General features: G+C 70.3%; 22 protein-coding genes. 9 read left to right on the forward strand and 13 right to left on the reverse strand.

Annotated elements, in window-relative coordinates:
* The first annotated feature begins 42 nt into the window (after positions 1 to 42).
* Positions 43 to 1272: an acyl-CoA dehydrogenase family protein gene (locus OG194_RS40650; RefSeq protein ID WP_033278259.1), complete on the forward strand. Its 1230-nt coding sequence runs from the start codon at positions 43 to 45 to the stop codon at positions 1270 to 1272.
* Between the two features lie 75 nt (positions 1273 to 1347).
* Here the strand turns inward: OG194_RS40650 and OG194_RS40655 are convergent, their stop codons facing one another.
* The 4 genes from OG194_RS40655 to OG194_RS40670 all read right to left on the reverse strand — a co-directional run bounded on the left by OG194_RS40655 (position 1348) and on the right by OG194_RS40670 (position 4752).
* Entirely contained in the window at positions 1348 to 1878 is a 531-nt protein-coding gene (locus OG194_RS40655; protein ID WP_327405717.1) for a GNAT family N-acetyltransferase, read from the reverse strand.
* A gap of 61 nt (positions 1879 to 1939) precedes the next feature.
* A complete protein-coding gene (locus OG194_RS40660) occupies positions 1940 to 2461 on the reverse strand; it encodes a cupin domain-containing protein (protein WP_327405718.1) in 522 nt (173 codons plus the stop codon).
* A gap of 7 nt (positions 2462 to 2468) precedes the next feature.
* On the reverse strand, positions 2469 to 3683 hold the full coding sequence (locus OG194_RS40665) for a cytochrome P450 (protein ID WP_327405719.1): 1215 nt from the start codon (positions 3681 to 3683) through the stop codon (positions 2469 to 2471).
* A gap of 4 nt (positions 3684 to 3687) precedes the next feature.
* Positions 3688 to 4752, reverse strand: a complete 1065-nt coding sequence (locus OG194_RS40670; protein ID WP_327405720.1) for a type III polyketide synthase — start codon at positions 4750 to 4752, stop codon at positions 3688 to 3690.
* Between the two features lie 182 nt (positions 4753 to 4934).
* Here OG194_RS40670 and OG194_RS40675 point away from each other — a divergent pair, with 182 nt between their 5' ends.
* A complete protein-coding gene (locus tag OG194_RS40675) occupies positions 4935 to 5228 on the forward strand; it encodes a hypothetical protein (RefSeq protein WP_327405721.1) in 294 nt (97 codons plus the stop codon).
* Entirely contained in the window at positions 5195 to 5524 is a 330-nt protein-coding gene (locus OG194_RS40680) for a hypothetical protein (RefSeq protein ID WP_327405722.1), read from the forward strand. Before OG194_RS40675 ends, OG194_RS40680 begins: the two co-directional genes overlap by 34 nt.
* A 49-nt stretch (positions 5525 to 5573) precedes the next feature.
* Here the strand turns inward: OG194_RS40680 and OG194_RS40685 are convergent, their stop codons facing one another.
* The 5 genes from OG194_RS40685 to OG194_RS40705 all read right to left on the reverse strand — a co-directional run bounded on the left by OG194_RS40685 (position 5574) and on the right by OG194_RS40705 (position 10316).
* Positions 5574 to 5810 carry a DUF6213 family protein gene (locus OG194_RS40685; protein WP_059198358.1) on the reverse strand — a complete coding sequence of 79 codons (237 nt, stop codon included), beginning with the start codon at positions 5808 to 5810 and terminating at the stop codon, positions 5574 to 5576.
* 25 nt (positions 5811 to 5835) lie between these two features.
* Positions 5836 to 7221 (reverse strand): NADP-dependent succinic semialdehyde dehydrogenase, encoded by a 1386-nt coding sequence (locus OG194_RS40690; protein WP_327405723.1) that lies wholly within the window; start codon positions 7219 to 7221, stop codon positions 5836 to 5838.
* A 79-nt stretch (positions 7222 to 7300) separates the two neighbouring features.
* Positions 7301 to 7777: an NUDIX domain-containing protein gene (locus tag OG194_RS40695; protein WP_327405724.1), complete on the reverse strand. Its 477-nt coding sequence runs from the start codon at positions 7775 to 7777 to the stop codon at positions 7301 to 7303.
* Positions 7774 to 9312, reverse strand: coding sequence for an ATP-dependent DNA ligase (locus OG194_RS40700; protein ID WP_327405725.1), 1539 nt, complete (start codon positions 9310 to 9312; stop codon positions 7774 to 7776). The genes OG194_RS40695 and OG194_RS40700 overlap by 4 nt, the downstream gene beginning before the upstream one ends.
* A 29-nt stretch (positions 9313 to 9341) precedes the next feature.
* Positions 9342 to 10316 carry an NAD(P)/FAD-dependent oxidoreductase gene (locus tag OG194_RS40705; protein ID WP_327405726.1) on the reverse strand — a complete coding sequence of 325 codons (975 nt, stop codon included), beginning with the start codon at positions 10314 to 10316 and terminating at the stop codon, positions 9342 to 9344.
* Between the two features lie 46 nt (positions 10317 to 10362).
* On the opposite strand from OG194_RS40705, the gene OG194_RS40710 reads away from it, so the two are divergent.
* The 6 genes from OG194_RS40710 (at position 10363) to OG194_RS40735 (ending at position 15737) form a co-directional block, all read left to right on the forward strand.
* Positions 10363 to 10944, forward strand: coding sequence for a helix-turn-helix domain-containing protein (locus OG194_RS40710; RefSeq protein WP_327405727.1), 582 nt, complete (start codon positions 10363 to 10365; stop codon positions 10942 to 10944).
* 198 nt (positions 10945 to 11142) lie between these two features.
* A complete protein-coding gene (locus tag OG194_RS40715) occupies positions 11143 to 12120 on the forward strand; it encodes an NADPH:quinone oxidoreductase family protein (protein ID WP_327405728.1) in 978 nt (325 codons plus the stop codon).
* Positions 12117 to 13322, forward strand: coding sequence for an acyl-CoA dehydrogenase family protein (locus OG194_RS40720; RefSeq protein ID WP_327405729.1), 1206 nt, complete (start codon positions 12117 to 12119; stop codon positions 13320 to 13322). The genes OG194_RS40715 and OG194_RS40720 overlap by 4 nt, the downstream gene beginning before the upstream one ends.
* Positions 13319 to 14392 carry an acyl-CoA dehydrogenase family protein gene (locus OG194_RS40725; RefSeq protein ID WP_327405730.1) on the forward strand — a complete coding sequence of 358 codons (1074 nt, stop codon included), beginning with the start codon at positions 13319 to 13321 and terminating at the stop codon, positions 14390 to 14392. The genes OG194_RS40720 and OG194_RS40725 overlap by 4 nt, the downstream gene beginning before the upstream one ends.
* A gap of 179 nt (positions 14393 to 14571) precedes the next feature.
* A complete protein-coding gene (locus OG194_RS40730) occupies positions 14572 to 15435 on the forward strand; it encodes a phosphatidylinositol-specific phospholipase C/glycerophosphodiester phosphodiesterase family protein (RefSeq protein WP_327405731.1) in 864 nt (287 codons plus the stop codon).
* 107 nt (positions 15436 to 15542) lie between these two features.
* Positions 15543 to 15737, forward strand: coding sequence for a hypothetical protein (locus OG194_RS40735; RefSeq protein ID WP_026150825.1), 195 nt, complete (start codon positions 15543 to 15545; stop codon positions 15735 to 15737).
* Positions 15738 to 15763: 26 nt separating this feature from the next.
* Here the strand turns inward: OG194_RS40735 and OG194_RS40740 are convergent, their stop codons facing one another.
* The 4 genes from OG194_RS40740 to OG194_RS40755 form a co-directional block, all read right to left on the reverse strand.
* Entirely contained in the window at positions 15764 to 17002 is a 1239-nt protein-coding gene (locus OG194_RS40740) for a phosphodiester glycosidase family protein (protein ID WP_327405732.1), read from the reverse strand.
* Positions 17003 to 17077: 75 nt separating this feature from the next.
* Positions 17078 to 17437, reverse strand: coding sequence for a DUF779 domain-containing protein (locus tag OG194_RS40745; protein WP_327405733.1), 360 nt, complete (start codon positions 17435 to 17437; stop codon positions 17078 to 17080).
* A gap of 100 nt (positions 17438 to 17537) precedes the next feature.
* Positions 17538 to 19907 (reverse strand): FtsX-like permease family protein, encoded by a 2370-nt coding sequence (locus OG194_RS40750; protein WP_327405734.1) that lies wholly within the window; start codon positions 19905 to 19907, stop codon positions 17538 to 17540.
* Positions 19904 to 20647, reverse strand: a complete 744-nt coding sequence (locus OG194_RS40755; RefSeq protein ID WP_442811702.1) for an ABC transporter ATP-binding protein — start codon at positions 20645 to 20647, stop codon at positions 19904 to 19906. Before OG194_RS40755 ends, OG194_RS40750 begins: the two co-directional genes overlap by 4 nt.
* Between the last annotated feature and the right edge of the window lie 246 nt (positions 20648 to 20893).

Here is a 20893-nt window from a genome sequence, read left to right on the forward strand (position 1 = left end):
TCGTTACCGCAAGTAACATGCTAGTGCGCTGCTGGAGGAGTCATGGCCGAGTTCACCATGGAACTCAACGACGAACAGAAGGAGGTGCGGGACTGGCTGCACGGCTTCGCCGCCGACGTCATCCGCCCCGCCGCCGCCGAATGGGACGAGCGTGAGGAGACTCCCTGGCCGGTCATCCAGGAGGCCGCGAAGGTCGGCATCTACTCCCTGGACTTCTACGCCCAGCAGTACTTCGACCCCACCGGCCTCGGCATCCCGATGGCCATGGAGGAACTGTTCTGGGGCGACGCGGGCATAGCCCTCTCCATAGTCGGCACCGGTCTCGCCGCGGTCGGCGTCCTCGCCAACGGCACCGAGGAACAGATCGGCACCTGGATTCCCCAGATGTACGGCGACGCCAACGACGTCAAGGTCGCCGCCTTCTGCTCCTCCGAGCCCGACGCCGGTTCCGACGTGGCCTCCATGCGCACGCGTGCCGTGTACGACGAGGCCAAGGACGAGTGGGTGCTCAACGGCACCAAGACCTGGGCGACCAACGGCGGTATCGCCAACGTCCACGTCGTCGTCGCGGTCGTCGACGCGGACCTCGGCTCCAAGGGCCACGCCTCCTTCATCGTCCCGTCGGGCACGCCGGGCCTGTCCCAGGGGCAGAAGTTCAAGAAGCACGGCATCCGCGCCTCGCACACCGCCGAGGTCGTCCTGGAGGACGTCCGCATCCCCGGTTCCTGCCTGCTCGGCGGCAAGGAGAAGCTCGACGAGCGGCTCGCCCGCGCCCGTGAGCGCGCGAAGGCCGGCGGCGGCGAGCGCGTGAAGAACGCGGCGATGGCCACGTTCGAGGCGTCCCGCCCCGCGGTCGGCGCGATGGCGGTGGGCACGGCCCGGGCCGCGTACGAGGTCGCCCTCGACTACGCGATGACCCGCGAGCAGTTCGGCCGCCCGATCATCGACAACCAGGGTGTCGCCTTCCAGCTCGCCGACATGCGTACGTCCATCGACGCGGCGCGGCTGCTGGTGTGGCGGGCGTCCTGGATGGCCGTCAACGGCAAGCAGTTCACGGCGGCCGAGGGATCGATGTCGAAGCTGTTCGCGAGCGAGACGGCGAAGAAGGTCACCGGGCAGGCGATTCAGATCCTGGGCGGGAATGGCTACACCCGTGAGTATCCGGTTGAGCGGATGCACCGTGACGCCGCGATCTACACGATCTTCGAGGGCACGAGTGAGATTCAGCGGCTGGTGATCGCGAGGACGCTGTCGGGGATGCCGATTCGTTGAGTTTCGGGTGCGGGCGCGGTGGGGGCTGAGCGCGCAGTTCCCCGCGCCCCTTTGGGGGCGCGGATGTTCACCGGGTCAGCCGTGCCAGTCCTCGGCCAGCAACCCGAGGATCACCTCGTCGACGAACTCGCCGTTGACCCACGCCGCACGGCGGAGCCTCCCCTCCTGGACGAACCCGGCGTGGGAGGCGGCCCGGATCATCGGCGTGTTGTCGGCCAGGGTCTCCAACTGGAGCCGGTGCAGTCCGCGGACGGTGAAGCCGTAGGTGCACAGCACGGTGACGACGTCGACGGCGAGTCCGCGGCCGCGGAAACCCGGCCGCAGGGACATGCCCAGGTGGGCGCTCCTGTTGTGGGTGTCGATGCCCCACAGCCCCGCGGTCCCCGCCAACTCGTCGTTGTCGAGGGAGACGACAGCGAAGGGGGCGGCGTCGTCGTCGGGTTCGGTGACCGCGAAGGGTGAGGCCTCGGCGCCCGGTGAGAGAGGGCGCCAGGGGCGTGAGTCCACCCGCGATCTCGTCGCCACGTCGTCGTACAACTCGGCGTGCAGGACCGGGACATCCGACTCGTGCCGGGCTCGGAGCCCGATCCTGGTTCCTCGTAGCATGGCCTGTTCTTAGCCGACCCTCTCGCCGCCGATCAACCCGATTACCGCCCGCGTCGAAGGGTCACCGGTGCTTGAGGGGCGTCAGCTGCTCGATGTCGTACCGTCCCCGCAACTCCTCGATGGCCGCATGATCCGGCGGCCCCCCACCCCCGAGAATCTCCAACAGCTCCTCGAAATACCGCTCATGATCCGGTGGCGGAGACGCCTGGAAGAACATCTTCGCCGCCGTCTCCGTAGGGTTCGAGAACGCGTGCGGACATCCGGGCGGCACGACGATCACCGTGCCCGGTGTCGCCCGTACCACCCGCGTGCCCGAACTCGATTCCCACCGCTGCCAGTTGTCAGGGGTCCTGATCCGCGGCTCGAAGGCGAGGACATCCAGCTCGCCTTCGAGCACGTAGAACAACTCCTCGCTACGGGTGTGCACATGGGCCCCGACATCGAACCCCGGAGGCACCACCACCTCGAAGGTCGACGCGGTCCGGGAGTGCGAGCCGGTCACCTTGAACGTCACGTGCTGCGCGGGTGTCTGGACGACCCGGCCGTGACCCGGCGGCACCAGCAACCCCTCCGTCGCCGTCATCGGCACCTCACCACGTCACCGGCAGTGCCTCGGGCCCGCGGATCAACGCGCCCTTCTTGAACGGGACTTCATCGGCCGGTACCGCGAGCCGCAGCCCGGGCAACCGGTCCAGCAGCGCGTCCACCAGCAGCTCGGACTCCAGCCGCGCCAGCATGTTGCCGGGGCAGAAGTGCGGTCCGAAGCCGAAGGAGACGTGCGGGTTGGGGCTGCGCGTGAAGTCGATCCGGTCCGGGTCCGGGAACACGTCCGGGTCCCGGTTCGCGGCCAGGTACGACACGTACACCGGGTCGCCCGCCCGCATCCGCACCCCGCGGATCTCCACGTCCTCCATGGCGATCCGGGACAGGCCGACCGCGTTGCGGTGCGGGATGTAGCGCAGCAGCTCGTCGATGGCCTGGGGCCTCAACTCCGGTTCGGCGCGCAGCCGTTCGACGAGATCCGGGCGGGTCAGCAGCAGGTAGAACATCTGCCCGCTGTTGTTGGTGACCGCCTCGCCGCCGATCTGCAACAGCACCGCGAGCCCCACCGCCTCCTCCAGCGTGATCTCCTCCCGGCCCACGGCGGCACCGAGCAGTGAGGCGACGTCCTCGCCGTCGCCGCCCTCCCGCAGACCGATGAGGTCGCCGAAGTAGGCGCCCATTTCCTGCTTCGCCTGCTCGCTGACCTTGGCGCCGTGCGAGGAGGACAGGATGAGCTGGGTCCAGGTGTGCATGCCGTGCCGGTCGGCCGCCGGCACCCCCATCAGCTCGCAGATGACCGCGATCGGGAAGGGGCTCAGCACGGTCTCGGTGAGGTCCGCGGGCGGCCCGTTCTCAAGCAGCTCGTCGATCAACTCGTCGAGCAGCAGCCGGGACTGCTCCCGCACCCGCTCCACCCCGCGCGCCGTGAACGCCGGGGCGACCGAGCGCCGTAGCCGGGTGTGGTCCGGCGGGTCGAGGAACCCGACCGCGCCACGCGCCGGGATGAAGTGCGGGGCGAGCCGGGTCACCGGCTGGTCCATCACCGCCTCGCGGCTGAACCGGGGATCGTTGGTGACCATCCGCACGTCGTCGTGCCGGGTGATCAGCCACGCCCAGCCCTCGCCGTTGGGCAGCTTGATCCGGTTGACCGGACCCTCCCGCATCAGCTTGGCGAGGACCGGGTCGAAGTCCACCCCGGTCAGGTCGAGGGCCGGCCAGGGCCGGACCGGGGGCAGGGTCTCGGTGAGCGTCTCTTCAGTCACGTACTCAAGCCGTCTCTCGGTCGTCGTTGTGCCAGCGGCCCAGGGCCATCTCGGCGGTGATACCGGGTCCGAACCCGGCGAGCAGTCCACGTGCCCGGTCTTCGGCGCCGCCCTCGTCGAAGAGCCGGCGCAGCGCGTCCAGGACGACGGCGCTGGCGATGTTGCCGTACTCGGTGAGGGTGGCCCGGCTGAACCGGAACGCGTGCGGGTCGACCTGGAGGAACTTGCTCAGGTCGTCGAGTATTCGGGGCCCGCCCGCGTGGACTATGTAGAAGTCCAGGTCGGCCGCGTCCCAGCCGTGCAGTCCCGCGAGGTCCTGGAGCGCCGGCGCGAGGGGCTCCATGGTGGCCGGCACTCGCTTGTCCAGCAGGAAGTGGAACCCGGTGGCCCGGACGTCGTACATGATCCACTCTTCGGTCTTGGGGATCAGGTACGACCCGTTGCGCTCCAGCTGGATGCCCGTGCCGCCGCGCCCGCGCACCACCGCCGCGGCGATGCCGTCGCCGAACAGGCCGTTGGAGAGCAGGGAACCGATGCCGAGGTCGGTCGGCTGGTAGCACAGCGAGCAGAACTCGCAGGCGACGATGAGCGCGTTGGCGTCCGGGTAGGCCGTGCAGAAGTCGTGCGCCCGGTTGATGGCCGCGCCGCCGGCCGCGCAGCCCAGCTGGGCGATGGGGATCTGGCGGGTGGTGGCGTCGAACGCCATCTCGTTGATCAGCCACGCCGTGAGCGAGGGCATCATGAAGCCCGTGCACGAGACGTAGATGATCACGTCGATGTCGGTGGTGAGGAGCTCCGCCTCGTCGAGCGCGCGCTGCACGACCGACGGGACCCGGGCCTTCGCCTCGGCCGTGTAGATCCGGTTGCGGTCCTCGAACCCGGGGTGCTTCAGGGTCTCCTCGATGGGCTGCACGATGTGCCGGGTGCGCACACCGGTGTTCTCGATCAGCCGGAGGGCCAGCGGCAGGTTGGGGTGGTCCGCGTGACGGGAGCGCGCCAGCTCCAGCGTCTCCTCCATCGTGATCACGTACTCGGGAACCGACACCGAGGGCTTGCACAAAGTCGCCATGAACCGTCCCTGCTTTCGCCTTCCGGAAGGCCTTCGCCCGCCGGTCAGAAGGTGGTTCACCTCAGAGGGTGGTGCACCCACGATCACCCTTGAGGGCGACGATCTCTCGGTGGACTACTCCAATTCAGGGACCCTGTGTAAAGGTCGGATCAGTATCCGGACCCCGGCCGAAGAAGGACGCGATGACCACCAACCCTTTGGTAGCCCGGATCGAGACCGGTGCCGCACCCCGGGAAACCCTCGCAACCCTGGCCCTGGAACAACACCGGGTGATCCCGGCCGACCGCCGCGCTTTCCTGCATCTGGCGCAACGCGGGACGGCCACCCCGGAGGCATCGGATTTCTTCGAGTTCCTGGCGGCGGGCGAGGCAATGGCAGGGGAGCGGCTGATCGCGTTCGCGGAGGCCTGCGGCGTGAGCGAAACCCGGCTGACCACGAACCCTTGCCCGGCTGCCAGTCCTATCCGGCCTACGTAGCCTGGCTCGCCCTCAACGCCAATCCAACAGACGTAGTACTGGCCCTGACATCCAACTTCGCGGAATGGGGCGGCTATTGCTCAACAATCGCCTCTGCGTTGCGCGAGGACTACGCCTTCACGGACGAGGCTTGCGGCTTCTTCGATTTCTTCGCAGAGCCAGCGCCGGAGCTGGACGAGAAAGCAGCGGCAGCGATGCGTGCGGGACAGGTCGACGACGAACTGGTGCGGCGTTACAGCCGCCTGCTCAAGTACTACGAGGCAAGCTTCTGGAACACGCTAGGCGCAACTTCCTAGGGGCGCGGGGAACTGCGCGACCAGCCACAACGAGCCCGCACCCGCAAAACTACGACGCGCCCCCACTGCTGTGCGCGATACACGCGACGTCAATCCGATCAGCCAACTTCGCCAGCTCGATCGTCAACGCGGCCACCGTGTCCTCATCAAGCCCCTCCTCACCGGCCTCGACAAGGTGCAGCCACCGCCCACCCACGGTACGCAAAAGCTTGCTGACATCCGCGGCAGCCACCTGCAAGGTCCCGCGGTCGTCGACGATCAGAGGCAGAGTCACTTCGCGGTTCACAGAGGGGATCGTAGCCGCGGAACGCTCACGCTCCGTGCCATACCGTGGTGATGTTGCAGAACTCGCGGATTCCGTGCCCCGACAACTCCCGCCCGTACCCGGACCGCTTCACCCCGCCGAACGGGAACGCCGGATGCGACGCGGTCATCCCGTTGAAGAACACCCCACCCGCCTCCAGGTCCCGTACGAACCGCTCGACCTCCGCCTCGTCCCGCGTCCACACGTTGGAACTCAGCCCGAACGGCGTGTCGTTGGCGAGGAGGACGGCCTCGTCGAGGTCGGCGACCCGGTACAGCGTGGCGACGGGCCCGAACGTCTCCTCGCGGTGGATGCGCATCTCGCGGGTGATGTCGGTGAGGACGGTCGGCGGGTAGAACCAGCCGGGCCCGTCCGGCCGCTCACCCCCGCACAGCACGGTCGCCCCGCTCTCCACCGCGTCGTCGACGAGCTCCTCCAGATCGCTGCGGCCCTGCTCGCTCGCGACCGGTCCGACCTCGGTCTCCTCCTCCAGCGGATCACCGACCGTGAGCGCCTTCATCCCGGCCACGAACCGCTCGGCGAACGCGTCGAAGACATCCGCGTGCACGATGAACCGCTTGGCGGCGATGCACGACTGCCCGTTGTTCTGCACCCGCGCGGTCACCGCGATCCGCGCGGCCCGCTCGATGTCGGCGGACGGCATGACGACGTAGGGGTCGCTGCCGCCCAGTTCCAGCACCGTCTTCTTGACCATGTCCCCGGCGACGGAGGCGACCGCGCGCCCGGCGGGTTCGCTGCCGGTGAGGGTGGCGGCCTTGACCCGCTCGTCGCGCAGGATCTCCTCGATCGCGCCGGAACCGACCAGCAGGGTCTGGAAGGCGCCCTCCGGGAAGCCCGCGCGGTGGAACAGGTCCTCCAGGTAGAGGGCGGTCTGCGGGACGTTCGACGCGTGCTTGAGCAGGCCGACGTTGCCCGCCATCAGCGCGGGCGCGGCGAAGCGGATCACCTGCCACAGCGGGAAGTTCCACGGCATCACCGCGAGCACCGGGCCCAGCGGCCGGTACCGCACCAGGGCCCGTGAACCGCCGGAGTCCTTGATGTCAGCCGCGGCGGGCTGTTCGTCGGCGAGGAGTTCCTCGGCGTGGTCGGCGTACCAGCGCATCGACTTCGCGCACTTGGCCGCCTCCGCGCGGGCCTGCTTGACCGGCTTGCCCATCTCCGTGGTCATGATCCGGCCGATGTCCTGCTGGTCCTCGTCGAGCAGGTCGGCGGCCCGGTGCATGAGCCGGGCGCGCTCGGCGAAGGCGGACGTCCGGTACGTGCGGAACGTGGCCTCCGCGAGCTGGAGCCGGCGCTCGATCTCCTCGGCACCCATGGCCTCGTACGTCTTGAGCGTCTCGCCGTTCGCCGGGTTGACCGTCGCGATGGGCATGGCTGACCTCCTGGAGCGGGCTGTGCTTCGACCTTCCCGCGTGGCACGGGTGACCGCAACGCGTACACACGTCGCGCGCTCAGTCCGAGTGCTCCGTCAGCCGGTCGAGAAACGTGGCCTGCGCTGTGACGACGACCTCCCGCGCCCGTTCGAGGCTCAGCCACTCCACCCGGTCCAGCTCCGGGAACTCCTGGACCTGCCCCGACTTCGGCGGCCACTCCATCCGGAAAGTGCCGGGAACCATGGCCGCCGGGTCCAGATCCGCCTCGATCGCCCACGCGGTGACGACCTTCCCGTTGCTCTGCCGCACCTCACCCAGCTCGATCGCCTCACCCTCGGGCGGCACGAGCCCCAGCTCCTCCTGGAACTCGCGCCGGGCCGCGTCCCAGGCGGTCTCGTCGGGCTCGTACTCACCCTTCGGCACACTCCACGCCCCCGCGTCCCGGCGCGCGAAGAACGGGCCACCCATATGGCCGAGCAACACCTCCAGCCCACGATCGGTGTGCCGGAACAACAACAGCCCGGCGCTCCGCTTCCCCCTCGCGTCCCCCCTCACGGCTTCACCTCCGGATGCGCCGCCAACAACGTCTCCACCGAGTCCGCCTCCTCCGCCCGCTTGTCCTCCCGATACCGCACGACCCGCGCGAAGCGCAGCGTGACACCGGCCGGATAGCGGGTCGACTTCTGTAGTCCGTCATACGCGATCTCTACGACGAGTTCGGGCCGTACGGTCACCACGTGGCCGTCGCTCTCCACGGCCAGCTCCTGGAGTCGCTCGGTCTGCCAGGCCAGCAGGGCGTCGGTCATCCCCTTGAAGGTCTTGCCGAGCATCACGAAGGAACCGTCCGAACTCCGGGCGCCCAGATGGAGGTTGGAGAGTTTGCCGGTGCGGCGGCCGTGTCCCCACTCGGCGGCCAGGACGACCAGGTCCAGGGTGTGGACGGGCTTCACCTTCAGCCAAGAGGCGCCCCTGCGGCCCGCGTTGTACGGAGCGTCAAGGCCTTTGGCCACGACCCCCTCGTGGCCGCGCTTCAGGGTCTCGGCGAGGAAGGCCTCCGCCGCCGGGACATCCTCCGGGCCGGACACGAGAGTTCGGCGGACGCGCATCGGCTCGGGCACCAACTGGGCCAGTTCCGCGTGCCGTTCGGCGAACGGCAGGTCGAGCAGATCGCGGCCGTCGACGGACAGCACGTCGAAGAACACGGGGGAGACGGGGACGGTCTCGGCGGCCGCGGCCACGTCCACCCGGGAGCCGACCCGACCCGCCGTCTCCTGGAAGGAACGGGGCCGCCCGTCCTCGTCGAAGGAGATGACCTCACCGTCCAGGATGAACCGCTCGCCTCTCAACTCCAGCGCGGCGGCGGTGAGTTCGGGCAGGCGGTCGGTGATTTCGTCGAGGGTGCGGGTGTAGAGCCGTACGACATCGCCGTCGCGGTGGACCTGGACGCGGATGCCGTCGAGCTTCTCCTCGACCGCGCAACCGCCCAGCTTCTCGACCGCCTCCGCGACGGACGAAGCGCTGTGCGCGAGCATCGGCAGGACCGGGCGGCCCACGGTCAGCCGGAAGCGGTCGAGGGAGGTGGGCCCGTCCGCGAGGAGGGCCTCGGCCACCGTCTGGAGCGAACCCGCCAGCATCACGGCCCGCCGAACACCCGTCGCGGGCGCGCCAGTTGCCTCGGCCAGCCCCTCCACGGCCACCGCGTCCAGTGCTCCCTGCCGGACCTCACCGGTGATCAGCCCGAACAGGAAACGCTGCTCGTCGGCGGTGGCCGCACCCATCAACTCACCCACCAGGCGGGCGCGTTCGGCCTGCGAACCGGCCCCCGACACCTTGCCGAGGTCGGTGAGCCGGGCGTCCACCTCGCGCACGGTGAGGGTGGGTTCGGGAGCCGGGTCGACCTGCCGACTCAGCACCTTCCAGCCGATGCCGAGTCGCCCCTGTGGCAGGCGTCCCGCCAGGTAGGGGATGACGATCGGGACGTCATCCGGCGCCGCGTCCCGGAAGAGCTCCGCGAGCAGGGCGATCTTCCGGGACCGCGCCGAGGTGGCGGCGACCTCCTGGGACACATGCGCGAGCCGGGTCAGCAGCATGCAGCCATCGTGCAACGGAGCCGGGCGGTCTACACCCGGACGGCCGCGTCGAGATCGCTCATGAGCAGCTCGCCGTTGATCGTGGCGCCGGCCCGGTACCCGGCGGAGGCCGCGTTCACCACCTGCTCCGCGAAGCCCATCGCGTTGCCCACGGCCCACACCCCGGGCACGGTCGTCAGCCCCGTCGGATCGACCACGGGGTACGCGCCGAACGGGGTCTCCTGAAGCTCGGCGCCCAGCTTCTCCAGGAGCCCGGTCTGCGGGACGGCCCGCGGGGCCACGAACAGGGCCTCGCGGGGGTGCGTGGTGCCGTCCGTGAGGCGGACGCCGGTGAGCCGATCGTCGTCGACGACCAGTTCCGCGACCCCACCCGGCACGACGGCGACCCCGGCCGCGGCCAGCCTCCGCAGGTCGTCGTCCGTCAGCTCGGACTCGGCGACCGTGTGCAGGAACAGGGTCACGTCCTTGGACCACTGGGAGACGATCAGCGCCTGGTGCACGCTCATCGCCGTCGTCGCGAGCACCCCGAAGGCCTGGTCACGGACCTCCCAGCCGTGGCAGTACGGGCAGTGGATCACGTCCCGCCCGAAGCGCTCGGCGACTCCGGGGACGGCGGGCAGCTCGTCCTTGAGCCCGGTGGCGACGACGATCCGCCGCGCGTGCACGGTCTCCCCACCGGCAAGCGCCACGGCGAAGTCCTCGCCCTTCGTGACGTCCACCGCGCGGTCCCGGACCAGGTCGACGCCGTAGCGCGCGATCTCCTCGCGGCCCAGGGCGAGGAACTCGGCGGGTGACATGCCGTCCCGGGTCAGGTAGCCCTGCATGTGCGCGGCGGGCGTGTTGCGCGGCTCGCCGGCGTCGACGACCAGTGTGCGGCGCCGGGACCGGCCCAGGACCAGCGCGGCGGAGAGCCCCGCCGTTCCGCCGCCGATGACGACCACTTCGTAGGTTCCGGTACGTGTCTCGGTCACGGTGACCACCTCCACCCCCGAAGGTCGCCCCATCGCTGCCGTATTGACAAACGTGTTTGCCGAAACTGCAATATCGGTCATGAACGACGACACGGACGAGGTTCTGGCGGAGGTCGGCCCGCGACTGCGGCGGATCCGGAAGGAGCGGGGCGCGACCCTCGCCGGGCTCTCGGAGACGACCGGCATCTCGGTGAGCACGCTCTCCCGCCTGGAGTCCGGCCTCCGCAAGCCCAGCCTGGAACTGCTGCTGCCGATCGCACGGGCCCATCAGGTGCCGTTGGACGAGCTGGTGGGGACGCCGGCTGTGAGCGATCCCCGGGTCCGGTCCGAGCCGATCCAGCGGCACGGCCGCACCTACTGGCCCCTCACCCGTCAGCCGGGCGGACTCCAGGCCTTCAAGGTTCTGGTCCCGCAGCGCAAGGAGGAACCCGACCTGCGCACGCACGAGGGCTACGAGTGGCTCTACGTGATGTCCGGCCGGCTCCGGCTCGTGCTCGCCGAACACGACGTCGTGCTCGCGACGGGGGAGGCCGTCGAGTTCGACACCCGGGTGCCGCACTGGTTCGGGTCCACGGGGGAGGGTCCCGCGGAGTTCCTGAGCCTGTTCGGCCCACAGGGGGAGCGCATGCACGTCCGGGCACGCCCCAAGAAGGCCCAGTAGAAGCGCCCCGAAAGGGGCGCGGGGCTGTATCGATTTGCGGCTCCGCCGCGTGGGCGCGACCAGCCCCCGCCGGCCTGCGGTCAAAGAACGACCCGCACCCACCGGCCCGTGACGAACCCAACGCTTCCCTGATGGGCAAGCGACCGCTTAGTATGCAATCGACCCCGGTCAGACAGAGCAGTCCCGTGGAGGCCCCGCATGCAGGCATGGCAAGTGCACCAGAACGGCGAGCCGAGTGAGGCGATGCGCCTGGAGGAGGTGCAGCAGCCGACACCCGGTGCGGGCCAGGTCCTGCTCAAGGTGCGCGCCGCGAACATCAACTTCCCGGACGTCCTGATGTGCCGAGGCCACTACCAGGTAAAGCCCCCGCTCCCGTTCACCCCCGGCGTCGAGATCTGCGGCGAGACCGAGGACGGCCGCCGGGTGATCGCCAACCCCGCACTGCCGTACGGCGGTTTCGCCGAGTACGCGGTCGCGGACGCCGCCGCCATGCTGCCCGCCCCCGACTCCCTGGACGACGCCGAGGCCGCCGCCCTCCACATCGGCTACCAGACGGGCTGGTTCGCCCTCCACCAGCGCGCCCACCTGGAGGCAGGCGAGACCCTCCTCGTGCACGCCGCCGCCGGCGGGGTCGGCAGCGCGGCCGTACAGCTCGGCAAGGCAGCCGGTGCCACCGTCATCGGTGTCGTCGGCGGTGCCGAAAAGGCGGTCGTGGCACGGGAGTTGGGCTGCGACGTCGTGATCGACCGGCGTACCGAGGACGTCGTCGCGGCCGTCAAGGAGGCCACCGGCGGACGCGGTGCCGACGTGATCTTCGACCCGGTCGGCGGCGACGCCTACACGCAGTCCACGAAGGTAGTCGCCTTCGAGGGCCGGATCGTGGTCGTGGGCTTCGCGAGCGGCACGATCCCGAGCCCCGGCCTCAATCACGCCCTGGTGAAGAACTACTCGATCCTGGGCCTGCATTGGGGCCTGTACGCCATCAAGAACCCGAAGCTGATCCTCGACTGCCACGAGCGGTTGACCGACCTGGCCGCGCGCGGCGCCATCAAGCCGCTGGTGAGCGAGCGCGTCCCACTGGCCGGTGCGGCCGCCGCCGTGCAGCGGGTCGGCGACGGTGTCACCACCGGCCGGGTCGTCGTCGTACCGTCCTTGGAGAACGGAGCCGCCGTATGAGCGAAGAGACCACGGGAGCGGACTCGGCCGCGGCCGAACTGCGCCGCCGCACCCAGGAGTTGCTGGCCGCGCACCCACCGCTGGAGACCGACCAGCTCGACTTCCTCAAGGCACGCTTCGACGCCGGGCTCGCCTGGGTGCACTATCCCGAGGGCCTCGGCGGACTGGGTGCCCCGCGCGCTCTCCAGGCCGTCGTGGACGCCGAGTTGGAGTCGGCGGGCGCTCCCGACAACGACCCGCGCCGGATCGGCATCGGCCTGGGTATGGCCGCGCCGACCGTCCTCCGCTTCGGCACCGAGGAGCAGAAGCAGCGCTTCCTCAGGCCGCTTTGGGTCGGCGAGGAGGTCTGGTGCCAGCTCTTCAGTGAGCCGGGCGCCGGGTCCGACCTGGCCGCGCTCGGCACGCGCGCGGTGCGTGAGGGCGACGAGTGGGTCGTCAACGGGCAGAAGGTGTGGACGTCCAGCGCCCACCTCGCCCGCTGGGCCATCCTCATCGCGCGCACCGACCCGGACGTCCCCAAGCACGCTGGCATCACCTACTTCATCTGCGACATGACCGACCCCGGCGTCGAGGTCAGGCCGCTGCGCCAGATCACCGGCGAGGCCGAGTTCAACGAGGTCTTCCTCACCAACGTCCGTATCCCGGACGCCCATCGCCTCGGCGAGATCGGCGACGGCTGGCGGGTCGCGCAGACCACGCTGATGAACGAGCGCGTCTCCATCGGAGGCATGCGCATCCCGCGCGAGGGCGGCATGATCGGCCCGATCAGCCAGACCTGGCGCGAACGCCCGGAGTTGCGCACCCACGACCTCCACCAGCGCCTCCTCAAGCTCTGGGTCGAGGCCGAGGTCGCCCGCCTCTCCGGCGAGCGGCTGCGCCAACAGCTCGTCGCGGGCCAGCCAGGCCACGAGGGCTCCGGCATGAAGCTCGCCTTCGCCCGCCTCAACCAGGAGATCAGCGGCCTGGAGGTCGAACTCCGGGGCGAGGAAGGCCTGTTGTACGACGACTGGACCATGCGGCGTCCGGAACTGGTGGACTTCACCGGCCGCGACGCCGGCTACCGCTACCTCCGCTCCAAGGGCAACAGCATCGAGGGCGGGACCAGCGAGGTCCTCCTGAACATCGTCGCCGAGCGCGTCCTGGGCCTCCCGGCCGAGCCGCGCACCGACAAGAACGTCGCGTGGAAGGACCTCTCCCGATGACAGATCTTCTCTACTCGGAGGAGGAAGAGGCGCTGCGCGCCGCCGTCCGGGACCTGCTCACCGACCACTGCGACGCGGCGAGCGTCATCGTGCGCACCGAGTCGGACGCCCCGCACGACCTGTCCCTCTGGAAGTCCCTCGCCGACGGCATGGGCCTGGCCGGCCTCCTGGTGCCCGAGGCACAGGGCGGCCAGGGCGCCACGCACCGCGAAGTCGCCGTCGTCCTGGAGGAGTTGGGCCGCGCGGTCGCCCCCGTCCCGTACCTCACGAGCGCGGTCGTCGCCACCGAGGCACTCCTCGCGTGCGATGCGGACGACCTGCTCGCCGAGCTGGCTTCCGGGCGGAAGATCGGCGTCCTCGCCGTCTCCCTGGGCGTCGCACCGGGCGGCGCCCACAAGGTCGTACGGCAGGAAAACGGCTCCCTGTACGGGGAGTTGACCGGCATCGCGGACGCTGCCGCCGCCGATGTGCTGCTGGTGCCGGGCGAGGACGGCGGGCTGTACGCCGTCGACGCGGGCGCCGTGACCGTCGTACCGCAGGTGTCCCTCGACCTGACCCGGCCGTTGGCGCGGGTGGTGTTCGACGGGGCCGCGGGGCGTCGGATCGGGGACGTCGAACCCGCCGTACGACGTGCTCTGCGGGCCGGGGCCGGGCTGCTCGCGTCCGAGCAACTGGGCCTTGCCGACTGGACGTTGACGGAGACGGTCCGGTACCTGAAGGAGCGCAAGCAGTTCAACCGGCCGGTCGGCGGGTTCCAGGCGCTGAAGCACCGGCTCGCGCAGTTGTGGCTGGAGGTCGTCAGCCTGCGGGCCGCCGCGCGCAACGCGGCCGACGCCCTCACGACCGGTGACGACACCGATGTGGCGGTGGCCGTCGCGCAGGCCTACGCGGCGTCCGTCGCCGTCCACGCGGCCGAGGAGGCCGTCCAGTTGCACGGCGGCATCGGCATGACGTGGGAGCACCCGGCCCACCTCTACCTGAAGCGGGCCAAGGCCGACTCGATCGCCTACGGCACGGCGGGCGCCCATCGCGAGGCGCTGGCGGAACTGGTCGATCTGAGCGCTCCCTGACCACCGGTCGTCCCTTCGGTGAAGCCCGTCCCACCTGGGGCGGGCTTTTCCGTGCGCCCCCGCCGAAGGAGTGAACAAGCGAGGGCGGTCCGGCCAACTCCTGGCATGTACAGGTTCGTTGGCGTGCTCACCGCCTCATACTCCCTGTGGTTCGAACCCGCCCCACAGGGAGGAACACCATGGCCCTCATCACCCGTCGCAGAGCCCTCACCGCGCTCGGCGCCACCGTCGCGGCAGTCCTCGCGCCGCCCGCCGGCAGCGCGTTCGCCGGCGAACAAGGGCACCGCGAGCGGCCGTTGTGGCGCGCCCACGCCCACAACGACTACGAGCACCCGCGCCCGCTCTTCGACGCCCTCGACCACCGCTTCGGCAGCGTCGAGGCCGACATCTTCCTCGTCGGCGACCAACTCCTCATCGGTCACTCCGCGTCCGAACTCGATCCGAGCCGCACACTCGAATCCCTCTACCTCGACCCGCTCGCCGCCCTCGTGAAGGCCAACCACGGCTCGGTGTACCGGGGTTGGCGCCATCCGCTGCAACTCCTGATCGACATCAAGACCGAGGGTTCCTCGACGTACCTCGAACTCGACCGCCATCTCCAGCGCTACAAGCACCTGTTCACGACCTACGCCCACGGACGCGTCCACCCCGGCGCCATCACCAACGTCATCTCCGGCGACCGCGCGGCCCGTGTCCCCATGGAGGCACAGACCGTACGACGTGCCTTCTACGACGGCCGGCTCGCCGACCTCGGCAGCCCGGCGCCCGCCTCCTTCATCTCGCTCATCAGCGACGACTGGCAGGCCAACTTCACCTGGCTCGGCACCGGCCCCTTCCCCGACGCCGAACGGCGGAAACTGCGCTCGATCGTCGCGCAGGCGCACGCCCACGAGCAGACCGTGCGGTTCTGGAACACCCCGGACGTGGCGGGCCCGGCCCGTGACGCGCTGTGGGACGAACTGTTCACCGCAGGTGTGGACTTCCTCAACACCGACGACCTGGCCGGGCTGGAAGCGTTCCTGGACGCGCGCCGGTCTGTGTGACACCCGTTCGGGGGACACGTCAGTAGCCCGGACGAACCCTCCGCTACGCCACACTTGCGGCCGAACGCCGTGAACCAGACATGGCGGCGTGGCGGAGGAGGGTGACGATGGCGATTTCCATCTCTGTGGTGCTGCTGCTCCTGATCCTTGCGGTGATCTTCATGCGCAGCGGCGGGCTGAAGCTCTCCCACGCGCTGGTCTGCGCACTGCTCGGGTTCTTCATGGCGAGCACCAGCATGGCGCCCACGATCCACAGCGGCCTGACGGCCACCGCGGATCTGGTGAGCGGCCTGCATCCGTGAGATCAGCCGGTCGATCGGCTGACTGATCAGTTGGTCGAGAAGACTCCGACACCGTTCGGTACGGGACGTTCGGCGCCGCCGCTGGGATGGTTCCGTACCGTGACGGCGCTCGCGCCGGGTGCGCGGGCAACCAGGGTCGTCGAGCCGCCGCCGTCCAGGCTGAAGGCGTCGACCGAGCCCAACTCCCGCATCTGGGTGGCGACTTCGGCGATCGTGAGGCCGCCGCGGTAGGCGACCGCGCCATCCGTGGCGAACAGCAGCAGACGGTGGCCGTGGTTCGCGATCCCCACGGCGGTGCGGACGGCCGAGGTCGTGTTGTCGAGACCGGCCGGCGGTCGGCCGTTGCGCAGGACGGGGTAGCCGCCGAGGGCGAAGCGGTACGGAACTCCGGACCTCGACGCCACGAGACGGTGCTTCACCTGGACCGGCTCGCCGGAGTGCAGCTTCCGCAGCCGCTGCGCACCCGCCTCGCGTCCGACGAGGACGGTGGTGCCCGCGGCGATGGCACCCCTGCCGGGGGTGTTGGACTCCGACACGACCCGGCCTCCGCGCACCGTCACCTCATAGGTGTCGGCACTACAGGCGCCGGCCCGGTTCGTGTCCGTGCCACATGTGGCACGCACCCGGGAGACGCTGCCCCACTGTGTGGTGAACGCACCGATGGAGTTCTCCGGCAGCGCGTACTGATTGAACCCGCCGAGCGTCAGCCGCCCGTGCGGGGTATGGACCGACCCGCTGAGGGCGAGGCTGTCCAGCCGGGCCACGCGGTCGACCCCCACACCGAGCACGTTCCGGGTGTTCGTGCCCGGCGGCAGCTCGGGCCCGAAGCGCTGGCCGTCCGGCACCGCCGCCTTGAGCGCGATGCCGCTGGCGATGGCGGGTCCGTCGGTGGAGCCGGTGGCCTCGACGCCCGGGTGCTGGGTCTCGCTGATGTTGAAGAAGTCGCCGTTGACGCCCGCGACGGCGCCCGCGGAGTCGGCCAGCTGGGAGACGGGCTCCCGGGCCGCCACCGCGCCCGGGTACAGCAGGTTGACGCGCACATGGGTGTTGCGCAGGTCCACGACGACCACATGGGCGTGGGTCACACCCTTGGCCGCGGTGATGTCGAACTGCCGGTAGGTGACACCGGGCGCGAGCCGCGTGGTGCCCGGGACGGCGTCGGCCGGTGCCGCCCCGACCAGGGCCGCACCGGCCAGCGCGCCGAATGCCGTGAGCTGTGCGAGGACGAATTTGCCTGCTCTTAAACGTTTTTGACGGTGCGTCACAGGAACCCCTGATGTCTCGTCAACTCTCTCAAGTCTCAGGGGAAGTGCAGCAGATGACGATGACCGGCGGGGCCGCTAGGCGCCGACTACACGGGAACGAGTGAGAAAACGCACCCCCTCGGGTGCTTCCAACGAGAAACCGCTGCCGCGCCCTGCTACGACGTCCACGATCAGCCGGGTATGGCTCCACACCTCGTTCTGACTGCGCGAGATCCAGAACGTCACGGGCTCCGGCACGCCCTCGACCACCAGCTCGGCGAGCAGCACGTCCGAACCGCCGGTGCGGAACTCGCCCTCCGGGTAGCACATGGGCGCACTGCCGTCACAGCAGCCGCCGGACTGGTGGAACATCAACGGGCCGTGCTGTGCGTGGAGTTGGCGCAGCAGGTCGGCCGCGGCGGAGGTGAGTTCGACGCGCGGGGTGGTGTCGTCCATGTCAGCCGTCCCAGGGAGCCGGGTGGGGTGCGGGTGGGCCAGCACATCACAGGCAAGGTTGCGAGAGGGTTGCGTGCCCTCGCGGCGCATCCATTGGGCTCTACTCGGCGCGGAGCGCGGTCGCCGTGCGGATGCGTGCCGCCCAGCCGGCCGGCAGCAGGGAGCCGAGTACGGCGACTCCGACACCGGCGAGTCCGAGCAGGACCAGGCCCTGGGCGTCGTAGACCTCGATGACGGAGCGGGGCAGCCGTAGGCCCGCCGCGTGGCCCATCGCGGGGATCACCGCGCCGTGCACGGCCAGGCCCAGCGGCACACCGAGGGCGCCGCCGGCCAGTCCGGGCAGGACGACCGAGGTGACGACCATCGTGACGGTCTGCCGGGGTGTCATGCCGAGCGCCTTGTGGATGCCGAGATCGTGGACGCGCTCATGGGTGTCGAGGACGACCCCGCCCAGCACACCGAGCCCGGCGACGCACACCAGCATCAGGGTGAGCAGCGCGGTGAGCGAGTCGAGGACGTTGACGGTGCCGCTGCCGTTCGAGGACTTGCCGGTGCTCGCGGTGACCCCCAGAGGCTTCAACTCGGTGTTGAGCGCGGTGACATACGCGTGCAGGTCTGTGCCGGGTTTCAGATCGACGTACAGGGTGGTGGAGTTGAGGCCGGGTACGGCGGGCTTGAGCGTGGCCGCGTCCGTGAGGACGGTCCTGCCGTCGTGGCCGGTGTCGAATACCTCGCCGACGATCCGGACCTCAACTGCCTTGCCCCGCACGGTGAGTGTGACGGTGTCGCCGACCTTCGCTCCGGTGGCGGTGAGGACGGTGCTGGGCACGACGGCTTCGCCTGCCCCGGTGAACCACCGCCCGCTGACCATCGTGTAGCCGCCCCAGGAGGCGTCACCGTCGAACGCGGTCACGGTGACGGGTCCGCTCATCCCCGAGACGGTCGCGTCTGTGGTGGCGCTGCCGTAGGAGGCGCGGGTGCCGGGTTGGGCGGCGATGGCGGCGGTGATCGAGGCGACGGTGGCGGGATCGGTGGAATGGGTGGGATCGGCGGAGGTCGGCTGTCCCTGGCGGACCGCCTGGCCCGGCCCGACCGCTGAACTGACGGTGACGTCGGCCGCGTTGTGGTTCTTGGACGCGATCACCTCGCCCAACGACGAGGACAGGCCGACGGCGAAGATGACGGCCGCGACACCGAACAACACCGCGACGACCATCGCGACGGCACGCGCGGGCCGCGCGAACGGCCGCGCCAGCCCCAGCCCAACGGCCCGCGACACCGGCAGCCGGGCGGCGAGTCGGGCTGTCCGCCGCCACCGCCCCACCCCCGGCGTCCGACCGACCGCCAGCGCGTCGACCGCACGCAGCCGCCCCGCCCGCCAGGCGCTCGCGCACGCGGTGAGTGTGACCAGGCCCAACACCCCGCCGATCACCGCGACATCGACCCACAACTCGACGCCGAGCCCGGCCGTGCCGTAGGCGTCCGCGGTGTCGGAGAGGACAGGGGCGGCGAGCAGATGACCGGCGGCCGTACCCAGTGCGGCCCCTACTGCTGCCGGGATCAGGGCCTGTCCCGCGCATGCCCGTACGACCTGGCCCGGCGTGCAACCGACGGCCTTGAGGATGCCGATGCGGCGTCGGCCCGTCGCCACCGCGCCGGCGACCACGTTGCCCACGATCAGTACCGACATGACCAGGCCCAGCACGCCGAACGCGACCAGGAACGGTACGAACAGGGCGGTCTCCCGTGTGGCGACCTTCTTCACGCCGAGCCAGGACTGCGCCCCCGTGAGTGAGTTCGCGGGTGTCGTCGCGGTGATCGCCTCGCGGTCCCGGGACATCCGAGCCGAGGTGTCGGCGTGGGTGAAGCGGTAGAGCATTTGGTAGCCGGTGACCTTGCCGGACAGGGTCAACTCGGCTATCTGCGACGGCAGTACCCAGGCGTCGGCGGTACGGCTGACCGAGCGGGCCACCCCGACCACCGTCAGTGTCGGGCTGCCGGGCAGGTCCGGGAACTCCAGTTTCCGGCCGAGCCGGCCCTCGGGTCCGGTATCCGCCGAGAGGACGATCTCGCCGGGGCTCTTGACCCAACGGCCCTTGGTCATCGTCATCTTGTCGATCTCGCCGCCGGGTGTCGAGCGGCCCGCAACGGAGAGCGGTGCGCCGCTCTGGCCGTCGAACCCCGGCGTGACGGTCGCGGTCGGGAACGGGCCAGACGTTGCCGTGACTCCCAACGCCTTTGCGGAGTCAGCGAGTTGGGCGGCCGTAGTCATCCTCGCGTCGAACTGTGCCGTCAACTGCGCCCCGTTCTGCCGGTCGAAGGCCTTGTCGAACGGTGCCTCGGACGACATGAGCAGCGCACCGCCGAGGACGGACGCGGTCACAGCGAGCATCGTGGCCAGTCCGATCACCAGCGTCTGTACCCGGCGACGGGCCATGCCCGAGCGGATCACCCGGCTCAGCGCGCTCATCGGACGGACTCCGGATCCGCGACGGGGTTGGCGGTGTCGGACGTGATCCGGCCGTCGACGAGGCGGATCGTGCGCCGCGTGCACGATCGCGCCAGCTCCGTGTCGTGTGTGACGACGACGATCGTCTGGCCGTCGGTGTTCAACTCCCTTAGCAGGCGGCTTACTTCCTCGCCGGACGCGGAGTCCAGCGCGCCGGTCGGCTCGTCGGCGAGGAGGAGCGGGGGACGGTTCATCAACGCCCTTGCCACGGCTACCCGTTGGCGTTCGCCGCCGGACAGCCGGTTCGGATGGGCGCCGGCGTGCCGGGCGACGCCGAGTGACTCCAGCAGTTCGGCCGCCCTGTTCTGCGAGTCGCGTCGCCCTAGGCCCGCCAGCCGCGCGGGCAGCGCCACGTTGTCGGCGACCGAGAGATCGTCCAGCAGATGGAAGAACTGGAAGACCATCCCGATCTTCGCCCGCCGGTACCGCGCCGCCCCGGCCTCGCCCAGCCGGTCCACCCGCACCCCGTCCACGGTGACGGACCCGGAGTCCGGCCGGTCCAGACCGGCGATGAGGTTCAGCAGGGTGGACTTGCCGCTGCCCGACGGCCCGAGGATCGCGACGGCCTCACCGGCCCGCACGCTCAGCGACGCGTCCTCCAGTGCGGGCGGCCCGCTGCCGTAGCGGCGGCTCACATCGAGGAGTTCGATGAGCGGTGGTGGCAGGGGCTGGGGGAGGGGCAGGGGCAGCGGGTTCGGCATCGGCGTGGTGGCCCTTCTGGATCGGATGCCACGACGCTAGGAAGCCGACCGGCCCGGGCGCGCCGGTCGCCCGGACCAATTGCCGTACCGCACTGGGGTGATGGGCCATGGCGTCATCCTTGAGATGTAGCCGACGGATGTAGGCGGCCCGTCCGCCGGAGGGATTCCGGGCGCTGTCGGTACCCGAGAGAATGGGCCGGTGACGGTGGGAGAGGAAGCTCCGGCTCGACCGGTCTCGGCTCGACC

This window comes from Streptomyces sp. NBC_01288 (assembly GCF_035982055.1).
GTDB lineage: Bacteria > Actinomycetota > Actinomycetes > Streptomycetales > Streptomycetaceae > Streptomyces.

Excerpts from the sequence above, each read along its gene's own strand:
- OG194_RS40650 (WP_033278259.1), top strand. The coding sequence starts at position 43 with ATGGCCGAGTTCACCATGGAACTCAACGACGAACAGAAGGAGGTGCGG.
- OG194_RS40655 (WP_327405717.1), bottom strand. The coding sequence starts at position 1,878 with ATGCTACGAGGAACCAGGATCGGGCTCCGAGCCCGGCACGAGTCGGAT.
- OG194_RS40660 (WP_327405718.1), bottom strand. The coding sequence starts at position 2,461 with ATGACGGCGACGGAGGGGTTGCTGGTGCCGCCGGGTCACGGCCGGGTC.
- OG194_RS40670 (WP_327405720.1), bottom strand. The coding sequence starts at position 4,752 with ATGGCGACTTTGTGCAAGCCCTCGGTGTCGGTTCCCGAGTACGTGATC.
- OG194_RS40675 (WP_327405721.1), top strand. The coding sequence starts at position 4,935 with ATGACCACCAACCCTTTGGTAGCCCGGATCGAGACCGGTGCCGCACCC.
- OG194_RS40690 (WP_327405723.1), bottom strand. The coding sequence starts at position 7,221 with ATGCCCATCGCGACGGTCAACCCGGCGAACGGCGAGACGCTCAAGACG.
- OG194_RS40700 (WP_327405725.1), bottom strand. The coding sequence starts at position 9,312 with ATGCTGCTGACCCGGCTCGCGCATGTGTCCCAGGAGGTCGCCGCCACC.
- OG194_RS40705 (WP_327405726.1), bottom strand. The coding sequence starts at position 10,316 with ATGGGGCGACCTTCGGGGGTGGAGGTGGTCACCGTGACCGAGACACGT.
- OG194_RS40710 (WP_327405727.1), top strand. The coding sequence starts at position 10,363 with ATGAACGACGACACGGACGAGGTTCTGGCGGAGGTCGGCCCGCGACTG.
- OG194_RS40715 (WP_327405728.1), top strand. The coding sequence starts at position 11,143 with ATGCAGGCATGGCAAGTGCACCAGAACGGCGAGCCGAGTGAGGCGATG.
- OG194_RS40720 (WP_327405729.1), top strand. The coding sequence starts at position 12,117 with ATGAGCGAAGAGACCACGGGAGCGGACTCGGCCGCGGCCGAACTGCGC.
- OG194_RS40725 (WP_327405730.1), top strand. The coding sequence starts at position 13,319 with ATGACAGATCTTCTCTACTCGGAGGAGGAAGAGGCGCTGCGCGCCGCC.
- OG194_RS40730 (WP_327405731.1), top strand. The coding sequence starts at position 14,572 with ATGGCCCTCATCACCCGTCGCAGAGCCCTCACCGCGCTCGGCGCCACC.
- OG194_RS40735 (WP_026150825.1), top strand. The coding sequence starts at position 15,543 with ATGGCGATTTCCATCTCTGTGGTGCTGCTGCTCCTGATCCTTGCGGTG.
- OG194_RS40745 (WP_327405733.1), bottom strand. The coding sequence starts at position 17,437 with ATGGACGACACCACCCCGCGCGTCGAACTCACCTCCGCCGCGGCCGAC.
- OG194_RS40750 (WP_327405734.1), bottom strand. The coding sequence starts at position 19,907 with ATGAGCGCGCTGAGCCGGGTGATCCGCTCGGGCATGGCCCGTCGCCGG.
- OG194_RS40755 (WP_442811702.1), bottom strand. The coding sequence starts at position 20,647 with ATGCCGAACCCGCTGCCCCTGCCCCTCCCCCAGCCCCTGCCACCACCG.